The following is a 7,746-nucleotide window of genomic DNA, read 5'->3' as shown; positions in this document are numbered from 1 at the left end:
TATTGGTGGGTGTTTCGGTGGGTGTTTCGGTAGGGGTTTCGGTGGGTGTTTCGGTAGGGGTTTCGGTAGGGGTTTCGGTGGGTATTTCTGTTGGAATATCGGTCGGTGTTTGTGTGGGTGTAGGCTGAGGTGGGCTTTCCAATTGGATATTGAGGTTATAGTCGCTTTCAGTAATTCCTGGAGGTAGGGTTAAGTCGATCGCATATCTACCATCAACAGGTAATGTACCTTGATAGAAACTGGCATTTTGAGCAGAGTTGTCAATTGGTTCTCTATTTGGGCCTAAAACTGTTAATAGAACACCACTTTCTTGTGCTAACAGCGCAATTATATTTTGACCTTTCTGACCTCGGAATGTGTATCGGATGATTTGATTGGCTGTGATTGTACCTTCAATATTGGTAACACCAGATGCATCTAAAGTGAGGCGTCTATTGACAATTGTCGGCTCGTTTGTTGTGGGTGTAACTGTGGGTGTGGGTGAAATAGTAGAACCATTAGGAACTACTGGAGAAGGAAAAGTTTGTGTTGGTACTTCAGTTGGCTGTGGTGATGGTGTACCGCGAATAGTACGCACCACCGCCCAAGAGCCGATTCCTGCTATACTCACCACGGCAACAGTAATTAATCCAACTGCTAACGGATTATCCAAAAATGACCTACTAGCAGGTTCTGGAATTGTATGACTAGGTGTATCAGGTGTGGATGGTGATCCTGGTGAAGGAGGGCGAGCAACGGGGATTGTTTGGACGTTGGAGACTCCAGGGTTGGACGCAGCTGGTATGGAGGCTGAAGCTAGGGGTGTTTGTTGTCCACCAGATGCTAGTGCTTGTGCTACTTGCGTTGCATTTTGGAAGCGATCGCTCGGTCTAAAGCTCAACATTCGATTTAAAATGTGAGTCAAGTGTGGACTCACACTCACCCAACGTTGCCAGTTCCAATTCAAGAGATTTTCATCAAATAATTCTTGAGGTTCTTTACCACTCAGCAATACTATTGCTGTCACTGCCAGTGCATATAAGTCACTACTGGGGTAAGCTTGTCCTGTTTGCATTTGCTCACTGGGAGAATAACCCAATTTTCCGACATAGGTTGCTGGTACTGTCGGATTAGCAGCTTGCAATCGTGTCGCGAGTTCTTTTACCACCCCAAAGTCGATTAAGACGGGCAGATTGTCAAGATCACGCAAAATAATATTGTCTGGGGAAATATCCCGGTGAATAATACCTCGACTGTGAATATGTTCTAGTACTGGTAACAAAGAGCGCAGCAGTTGTAATACTTCTTGTTCTGTGAATGCACCACCAACAGCTTTACGTTCATCCAGCAAAGTATGGTAGGTTTTACCAGCTACATAGTCTTGCACCAAAAACAATCGTTGGTCTTGTTCAAACCTTTCTCGGAATTTTGGTATTTGACGGTGTTCTATTTGATACAAAATATTGGCTTCTCGGAGGAAAAGCTCTTGTGCCTTTTGCCAAGCAACAGGATCTGTTGTATGAGGAATTAATTCTTTGATGGCACACAATTCGTTGAAGCGTCTGTTGTCTTCTGCCAGATAGGTTCTACCAAATCCCCCTTGACCAAGAATTTGAATAATTTGATAACGGTTTTGCAAAACAGTACCAGTTGAAATTGGTGATTGCATCTTTTAGTTAATTGAGTGTAACGGCACTACTCGGAGGAACTCACCCGCAAAAATCATATCCAACAGTTGTAATTTGTCAACTGCTGTAATTGTACGTATATTAAAGAAAATCTGAATACACTTGCTTATAATCTATTTTCACACTCTCTTTCGGGTACAAAATAGTAAATAAAGATAAAAAAATGCCTATTTTAGTTCCCATTGCTTGGTGAGCTTCTATTGATTTCTTTTTCCTTGGTGCTGGAAAACTATCTCGCAAGTCTGGTAATCTATTTACTTGCAGCTAGTATCATAAAATATCTAGAAGACTATAATTAATTGGTTCATCGGTGTTTTTACCATTACAAGTAAACTAGAATAGTCTACTCCTATCTGTAAATAGGGTGCAAAAAAGTAAAGTAGTCCGTCCAACAAATCTATATGAGACTTCAGGTTTTTAGAGCGAGTTAAAACTCTCGACAACAGGTGTGAGCTAGTAAAAGTGTGTCTACCACAAAAACAGAAAAATGAGAACCTTGTAGTTTCATGGAGGTATGTATCAAGTTTTTATGAAAGCTTCAACAAAACTCACAAATGTTTTTCGGACTATTGCTCTTAAACAATCTAAATATCTGATGATAATATTGCCATGAATGCACATCGAGGACCTGCTGTGCTTAGTACTGCAACTTTCAAACTGCCATCAACTACAACAGGAATAGCTGAAAATAATCGCCTGCGGCTGTTCTCTGGTTCTGCTAATGTACCCTTATCTCAAGAAGTAGCTCGTTATCTAGGTATGGACTTGGGGCCAATGATCCGCAAGCGATTTGCCGATGGAGAGCTTTATATTCAAATTCAAGAATCTATTCGAGGTTGTGATGTTTATTTAATCCAACCCAGTTGTCAGCCAGTAAATGATCATTTGATGGAATTACTCATCATGATTGATGCTTGTCGGCGAGCATCGGCTCGACAGGTAACAGCAGTAATTCCCTATTATGGCTATGCTCGTGCTGACAGAAAAACAGCAGGAAGAGAATCAATTACTGCCAAGCTGGTTGCTAACCTGATCACTCAAGCAGGTGCTAACCGGATTTTGGCCATGGATTTGCATTCAGCACAGATACAGGGATATTTTGATATTCCCTTAGATCACGTGTATGGTTCACCAGTTATCCTGGATTATTTAGTTAGCAAAGAACTGTCTGACATTGTGGTAGTATCCCCCGATGTTGGCGGTGTGGCAAGAGCAAGAGCATTTGCGAAAAAGCTCAATGATGCTCCCTTGGCAATTATTGACAAGCGTCGTCAGGCTCACAACGTCGCTGAAGTGTTGAATGTCATCGGTGATGTGAAGGGTAAAACAGCAGTGCTGGTAGATGACATGATTGATACTGGCGGCACAATTACAGAAGGAGCCAAGCTACTTCGTGAAGAAGGAGCGCGTCAGGTATATGCTTGTGCTACCCATGCAGTATTCTCCCCTCCAGCAATCGAGCGGTTATCAAGCGGCATCTTTGAGGAAGTAATTGTCACTAATACAATTCCGATTCCAGAGAGCGATCGCTTCCCGCAATTACAGGTGTTGTCAGTAGCGAATCTCCTAGGAGAAACGATTTGGCGGATTCATGAAGATAGCTCTGTAAGTAGTATGTTCCGTTAGTATCAAAACTTACTATTCTATACAAGACCGCAGGCTGTTTTTGCCTGCGTTCATTTAATTTATATGTATTCAGGGTGTGTTTTTTTTAACAAACCAATCGCGAGTGATCGCTTGATTAAAGCAAACCTAAATCTTTGAAACTGCGTCGTGTGATCTCAATCCTCATAGGTGCGGTTATTGTTCAAATCGTAAATTAAGATTGAGCTTCAACAACAGAACGCGATCGCCACAAACGAAACAGCATTTTTTCCCCTCAGAAATTGCATCAATAACAAGTAGGAAATTTCACGTCATCCTTTACCTTCAACCTTCTTCTACTAATTTCTCCAATTTTGATACTACCTGTTCTAATTCTTCAAAAATTGTGCTAGAGGCAATTTGGGAAAAAAGGGAGGCGCAAACCATGTTTATATGTATTTATACTTACAAAAGTAATTAACATATTATTAACCAGCAGATAGATACATTTTTCTATTTAGAAATAGGATAATGCTTGAGTTGAATTAAGCTAAGTGTTGAAAGACTGTGTTTCTGTCGTGGATTTGCCATCCACGACAGTTTTATATTAATGCGATCGCTTTTTGCAAAGGTGATGCCAGTACCAATAACAGGTAAGGCACTTGCTAATTTTTTGTTAACAAGTGCCTTATGTTTTAGAAGCTTCTAAAGGTGCTAAGTAAGCAGACGGAAATATTTACACATCAGGTTTTAGGCTGGATAAGGATTTCAGGTCGCATTTTGTGTGATTGACTTTGTTTTACAACTTATCACCATATCTATAATGCGTAATGGTGATTCTCACGACCATGTCAATCTTAGTGACCCTTACTTACTACCAACCACGATACCAATGTCTGTGGTGACCATGGTGACCATGGTGACGACCACCCCAACCTTTGTAGTAACCTCCGTAGTAACCTCCGTGACCACCAACTAGATGTTGCTGTTCTTCTACAGACACATCTGTCAGGGACTCATCTTTATCCAGATCTTTCAGTAACTCAAGATTGGTAAGTTGATCAGACATAACTCATTTCCTCCATTTCATTAATCACCTACTACAAACGCTACTGATGATCTCAGAAACAGATTTGGAGCTTCCAATTTGAAACCTTTATCATGTGTACCGTCGCTCAAATTTTAAACTATTAAACATGAGCGGCACGCAAGAACGTTCTTACACTTCCCACTCTAAAAGAATGTTGTAGTAAATGATCAAATGATTTACATTACTTTAACAACCATTACTTTTGTTTATTGTTTTTTGAGTTTTTACTTATACTCAGCCTTTTCAACGGTGGCGCGAAAGAATTCAAGATAACGTTGTGTACCAAACCACCAACCCGCGTTTATCTGGGATGGAATTGTGAAACCGCCAAATTTCTTTTCTGCTTGAAATTCTACTCCAAATGGGATGTAGTCCCAGCTACCATTATCTGTTTTATCTCCCCAACGTGGCAGAGAAAGCTTTAATATTTTGCCTTCGGCGTCTACAACCAGCGTTAGCGTTACAGATTCATCGTCAATTACAAGATTTGCTTGTATGGTCTTTTCATCAATAGCTTTCCAAATGACACCGTGTTGAGGTAACAATGCAGAAGGTAGCCAGACAAATTCTCCTGCAAGTCTACCAACCCCAGAACGAGCAATATCTTGAGTATGAGCGTTCACTACAGGAACTAATCCCCAAAGAGAAAACCGCATTCTACCGGAACCATTACTGTAATAATCAGCACCCACTACTTGAGACAAACCACGACCGATCGCAGCTTTCCAAACAAATCCTTTGAGTACTGAAATTCTTTGTTTAGCTTGCATGGGAACCCAAGGTTTATCTTGTCCTAACCTAAAACTACCACTCATTTCCAGAGTTACAGAAGACGCCAAGGGAGTTCCTGGTGCGATCGCATGTAAAAAATAGCGCTGCACAGGTGCTGGTAATTCTGCAACCATATCTTCTGTAAAAACATTTTCTGTGGGGAAATCTGCTATTTTTTGCCATATTTTACTTACTTCATTGTCATTTTTAATTCTCACAACTACCAATATCAAGAATGCGATCGCTAGTAATGCTGCAATACTAAGTAATATTTTGGTCAACATTTCAAGTTCAAACCAGTCTGAATTTACTTCCAAATTACGAGCAAAAAATGAGAAACTTTTGAGGAAGTGAACTATGGGGTTTTTTGAATGATGGAACTAAAGTTCCATAAAACGCGATCGCAAAGTCAGTAACCCTCGGTAAAAATGAGAAAAAATCGTAAGTTCCCTCACACTCGGTATTCCCAAATTATTCAGACAACTGTGATTGTATTGGTATTGTTGATCAGTTTCCTGTTAGCACCAGTACAAGCACAATCTGTAAACTATGCACCTGTTGCTGTAGATGGTCGATTGGTTTTTAGAGTCAGCAGTAATGAACAATCAAAAGCTCAAGAACGAGCAAAATTCATTAGTTCCCAATTGCAAGCAGTTGTTAAATCCGATGAAGCGCCTGATATCAAAATTGAACAACGCAACGATTCTCCAATTATCATAGTTAATGGTCGGTACTTATTGACCGTTACCCAGAACGATATAGATTCTGCTGGTACTCCCGAAGAACAAGCTAGGATCTGGGTTCAAAAAATTGAGGATGCAATCCAAAAAGCCCAAAGCGAGAGAGGTACAGAGTTTATTCGCAATACATCAATTCTGAGTATTGTGATTGTGTTGATGGCGATCGCACTACATCGGTTACTCGGAATTGTATGGCAACTCACCCAAAATCGCCTCTCACAAATGCTAGTTTCGGCTGATTCATCTAGCGATAACCAAATCCAAAATACATCAAGATTTCTGTTTAAAGCAACACTGCTGTTAGCACGGATAGGACTTTGGGTAGGGGTAGTTCTCTATATTACTAATCTGTTTCCTCTCACCCGTAATTTGAGCTATAATATCGCGACCAGAATATTTACTAGCCTTACCTCTCCAATTTTTTCTTTAGGACAAAAGTCCTATTCTCTGACCAACATTTTAATTTTGATTATCTTGCTCTTGGGGCTAATAATCTGTGCAGGTGCAGCAACAAACTTGCTACGCTCTCGGATTTTAAGTCGGATGCGAATTAGCAGAGGAGCGCAAGAAGCGATCGCCATTATTTGCAAATATGCCTTTATTAGTTTTGGTACAATTGTTTTGCTACAAATTTGGGGACTAGATCTTAGTTCTCTGACAATTGTAGCTAGTGCCTTGGGTGTAGGAATTGGTTTTGGTTTCCAAGACATTGCTAAAAACTTTGGTAGTGGAATTGTATTATTATTTGAACGTCCCATCCAAGTCGGCGATTTCATCGAAGTGGGCGAATACATGGGGACAGTGGAATACATAGGAGCGCGCAGTGTAGTAATTCGCACATTAGACCGAATTTCAATTATCGTCCCCAACTCTCGATTTCTGGAGACTGAAGTCATTAACTGGAGCCATCGCAACCCTGTTTCTCGGATTCATTTACCAGTAGGTGTCGCTTACGGTTCAGACGTAAACTTGGTAAAAACAGCACTCGTGGAAGCCGCTGTACATCACCCCGAAGTTTTAAAACTACCCCAACCTCAAGTATTTTTCACAGGTTTTGGTGAAAGCGCCATAGACTTTGAACTCCTAGTATGGATTGACAAACCCCACCAACAAACACCGATTAAAAGTGATATCTATTTTCTCCTCGAAGCCTCTTTGCGAAAATACAAAATAGAAGTTCCCTTCCCGCAGAGAGATTTGAATATGCGTACAGGCGACTTACCCATCAAACTTTCATCAGAATTAGAACAAGCTTTGTTGCGCTTGACCAAAGAATTTAATGGAAATGGGAAATCGATGAAGTAGGGGGAGCATCCCAAATGTTCAAAAAAACGCCTGCGATTGAAATCGCAGTCTTATAGTGAAAGTCTGCTTAAAACAGACTGTTTGATTTATTTAAGTCGTCTTCAGACGACTTGTGCTAATAGCAAAGGGTTTATACCAATTCTTCGTGAAGCTGCTCCCGAATTTTACCCCTCCCCAACCCTCCCCTTTTCAAGGCAGGGCTGTTTCATTCTTAAAAGGAAAAAAGTGGAAACTTTGAAATCTCGTTCTGTTTTGATTAGATATTCGTTATTAACGAACTAAAAAAGAGGGTTTGAGATTTTACTCTCGAAAATGAAACAGCCCTGCCTTTTCAAGGGGGATTTAGGGGGATCTAAAACGTTTTGCTACCAATAAAAGAACTTTTCAAACATCCTCTAAGAGTTGTCTTTCGTAAACAAGTATTTGTATTTCGCTGATGAGTGTTTGATACTCGACGACGACTCTTTTATACTCGACGATGAGTATTTGAGACTCGACGACGACTCTTTTATACTCGACGACGAGTGTTTGATACTCGATGACGAGTGTTTGATACTCGATGACGAGTGTTTGATACTCGACGACGAGT

Annotated in this window: 5 protein-coding genes and 1 pseudogene; 2 read left to right on the top strand and 4 right to left on the bottom strand. The window is 40.6% G+C overall.

What is annotated here, in order from left to right:
• Window positions 1-1,648 (bottom strand): protein kinase domain-containing protein (locus tag B4U84_RS10405; protein ID WP_242677593.1); only part of this gene is annotated, 1,648 nt, incomplete at its 3' end.
• Between the two features lie 628 nt (window positions 1,649-2,276).
• Between B4U84_RS10405 and B4U84_RS10400 the strand changes: the two genes are divergently transcribed.
• Complete coding sequence (locus B4U84_RS10400; protein ID WP_017313407.1) at window positions 2,277-3,293, top strand: ribose-phosphate pyrophosphokinase; 1,017 nt, start codon at window positions 2,277-2,279, stop codon at window positions 3,291-3,293.
• 832 nt (window positions 3,294-4,125) lie between these two features.
• On the opposite strand, the gene B4U84_RS10395 is transcribed toward B4U84_RS10400, so the two are convergent.
• Both B4U84_RS10395 and B4U84_RS10390 read right to left on the bottom strand, forming a co-directional pair.
• The gene (locus tag B4U84_RS10395) at window positions 4,126-4,320 is read right to left on the bottom strand and encodes a hypothetical protein (protein WP_131117607.1); all 195 of its coding nucleotides are present in this window, start codon (window positions 4,318-4,320) and stop codon (window positions 4,126-4,128) included.
• A 245-nt stretch (window positions 4,321-4,565) separates the two neighbouring features.
• A complete protein-coding gene (locus B4U84_RS10390) occupies window positions 4,566-5,396 on the bottom strand; it encodes a DUF6920 family protein (RefSeq protein ID WP_131117605.1) in 831 nt (276 codons plus the stop codon).
• A 144-nt stretch (window positions 5,397-5,540) separates the two neighbouring features.
• Here B4U84_RS10390 and B4U84_RS10385 point away from each other — a divergent pair, with 144 nt between their 5' ends.
• On the top strand, window positions 5,541-7,157 hold the full coding sequence (locus B4U84_RS10385) for a mechanosensitive ion channel family protein (protein ID WP_131117603.1): 1,617 nt from the start codon (window positions 5,541-5,543) through the stop codon (window positions 7,155-7,157).
• Window positions 7,158-7,541: 384 nt separating this feature from the next.
• On the opposite strand, the pseudogene B4U84_RS30485 reads toward B4U84_RS10385, so the two are convergent.
• A pseudogene (locus B4U84_RS30485) lies at window positions 7,542-7,746 on the bottom strand (hypothetical protein); the annotation flags it as partial.

The organism is Westiellopsis prolifica IICB1, assembly GCF_004323185.1.
Taxonomy (GTDB): Bacteria; Cyanobacteriota; Cyanobacteriia; order Cyanobacteriales; family Nostocaceae; genus Pelatocladus; species Pelatocladus prolificus_A.
The sequence above is the reverse complement of the archived record's forward strand: the minus strand, read 5'-3'. Positions and strand labels throughout refer to the sequence as shown.

Bases quoted from the DNA above. Each gene is read 5' to 3' on its own strand.
- B4U84_RS10400 (WP_017313407.1), top strand. From the start codon at position 2,277: ATGAATGCACATCGAGGACCTGCTGTGCTTAGTACTGCAACTTTCAAA.
- B4U84_RS10395 (WP_131117607.1), bottom strand. From the start codon at position 4,320: ATGTCTGATCAACTTACCAATCTTGAGTTACTGAAAGATCTGGATAAA.
- B4U84_RS10390 (WP_131117605.1), bottom strand. From the start codon at position 5,396: ATGTTGACCAAAATATTACTTAGTATTGCAGCATTACTAGCGATCGCA.
- B4U84_RS10385 (WP_131117603.1), top strand. From the start codon at position 5,541: ATGAGAAAAAATCGTAAGTTCCCTCACACTCGGTATTCCCAAATTATT.